Raw genomic sequence first — 2202 nt, forward strand, 5'->3', positions numbered from 1 at the left:
CAACTCGCCATCGATCGCCTGAAGCAGCTCTTCGGCGCCGAATTCGCCAACGTGCAGCCCAACTCCGGCTCGCAGGCCAACCAAGGCGCCTTCTTCGCGCTGCTGCAGCCTGGCGACACCATCATGGGCATGAGCCTGGCCGAAGGCGGCCACCTGACCCACGGCATGGCGCTGAACATGAGCGGCAAGTGGTTCAACGTCATCAGCTACGGCCTGGACGCCAATGAAGCGATCGACTACGACGCCATGGAAGCCCTGGCCCGCGAGAAGAAGCCCAAGCTCATCATTGCCGGCGCGTCGGCCTACTCGCTGCGCATCGACTTCGAGCGCTTCGGCAAGATCGCCAAGGAGATCGGCGCCTACTTCATGGTCGACATGGCGCACTACGCCGGCCTGATCGCCGCGGGCGTCTACCCGAACCCCCTGCCCCACGCCGACGTCGTCACGTCCACCACGCACAAGAGCCTGCGCGGCCCGCGCGGCGGCATCATCCTGACGAACGACGAGGCGATCGCCAAGAAGATCAACTCGGCCATCTTCCCCGGCATCCAGGGCGGCCCGCTGATGCACGTCATCGCCGGCAAGGCCGTGGCCTTCAAGGAAGCCCTGACGCCCGAGTTCAAGGTCTACCAGGAGCAGGTCGTCAAGAACGCCAAGGTGCTGGCCGACACGCTGATCGAGCGCGGCCTGCGCATCGTCTCCGGCGGCACGGAGAGCCACGTCATGCTGGTGGACCTGCGTCCCAAGAACCTGACGGGCAAGGAAGCCGAGGCCATCCTGGGCGCCGCCCACATGACCTGCAACAAGAACGGCATCCCCAACGACCCGCAAAAGCCCATGGTCACCAGCGGCATTCGCCTGGGCACGCCGGCCATGACGACGCGCGGCTTCAAGGAGGAGCAAGTTCGCCAGACGGCCCACCTGATTGCCGATGTGCTGGACAAGCCGCATGACGAGGCCAACCTGGCCGCCGTGCGCGAGAAGGTTGCGGCGCTGACGGCCGCCTTCCCGGTCTACCGCGGCTAAGTCGAGCCTCAATGCGCTGCCCGTTCTGCTCTCACACCGAAACCCAGGTCGCCGAGACCCGAGAGTCGGATGAGGGTGACGTCGTCCGGCGCCGGCGCCGCTGCCTGTCCTGCGACAAGCGCTTCACGACCTATGAGCGGGCCGACATCGCCATGCCATCGGTCGTCAAGAAAGATGGGCGGCGCGCCGATTTCGACGCGTCCAAGCTGCGTGCCTCCATGCAGCTGGCCCTGCGCAAGCGGCCGGTCAGCGTCGAGCAGATCGATGCGGCCATCAACCGCATCGAGGAGAAGCTGCTCGCCAGCGGCGCCCGCGAGCTCGCGTCCACGCGACTGGGCGAGCTGGTCATGCGCGAGCTCAAGCGCATCGACAAGGTCGCCTACGTGCGATTTGCGTCGGTGTACCGCAGCTTCGAGGACGTCGACGAGTTCCGCCAGCTGATCCGCGAGATCTGATACCGGGTTGACCCTATCCCCCGGCGGGGGGAGATGAGGGGGAGACCAGGGGGATGGGGCACCCGCCACCCCTCTTCGTTCCGCCTTTGGGGGGAAAGACGCGGTGAGCCCCGCTTCCTAGAGTTCGTTCCATCAACAACGAACCCAGGGAAGCACCATGAACCGCACCGCCAACACCCGTCGCAGCAACCGTGGTTTCACGCTGGTGGAACTCTGCGCCAGCGTCGGCATCTGCGCCGCCCTGCTCGGCCAGGCCGTGCCGGCCATGGGCACGATGCGCCAGCAGCAGCAACTGCGCGTCAGCGCGGACACCCTGGCCAGCGACCTGCGCCTGGCGCGCAGCGAAGCGGCCCGCCTGGGCGACTCGGTCTTCTTCCGCATCAGCGGCAAGGGCGCCAACGCCTGCTACGTGATGTACATCGGCGCCAAGGACGACTGCGATTGTGCTGGCGGCAAGGCCGCCTGCAAGAAGCCGAGCAGCCAGGTCATCAAGGCCGAGTGGCTGCCGACGACCCAGCCCGTGCGCCTGAGCAGCAATGCGGAGACCCTGCAATTCCAGCTCCGCCAGGGCCTGGTCACCCAGACAGGCAGCATCGACCTCAGCCTGAACGGCGGCCAGGCCATCCGCTACGTCGTGGCCATCACCGGCCGCGTGCGCAGCTGCTATGTCGGCGCTCAGAAGATCAGCGGCCAGCCCAAGTGCGCATGAGCCCCTCAATCG

3 protein-coding genes are annotated in these 2202 nt (G+C 66.7%); all 3 read left to right on the forward strand.

The window, feature by feature from the left end; translation table 11 throughout:
* The coding region (gene glyA / locus AC1DU6_RS28460; protein ID WP_477861235.1) for a serine hydroxymethyltransferase at positions 1–1026 on the forward strand (1026 nt) is incomplete at its 5' end.
* 11 nt (positions 1027–1037) lie between these two features.
* Positions 1038–1481 (forward strand): transcriptional regulator NrdR, encoded by a 444-nt coding sequence (gene nrdR / locus AC1DU6_RS28465; protein ID WP_056202338.1) that lies wholly within the window; start codon positions 1038–1040, stop codon positions 1479–1481.
* A 157-nt stretch (positions 1482–1638) separates the two neighbouring features.
* Positions 1639–2190, forward strand: coding sequence for a GspH/FimT family pseudopilin (locus AC1DU6_RS28470; RefSeq protein WP_477861237.1), 552 nt, complete (start codon positions 1639–1641; stop codon positions 2188–2190).
* The last annotated feature ends 12 nt before the right edge of the window (positions 2191–2202 follow it).

The organism is Roseateles sp. P5_B10 (assembly GCF_056400485.1).

Excerpts from the sequence above, each read along its gene's own strand:
- nrdR (WP_056202338.1), top strand. The coding sequence starts at position 1,038 with ATGCGCTGCCCGTTCTGCTCTCACACCGAAACCCAGGTCGCCGAGACC.
- AC1DU6_RS28470 (WP_477861237.1), top strand. The coding sequence starts at position 1,639 with ATGAACCGCACCGCCAACACCCGTCGCAGCAACCGTGGTTTCACGCTG.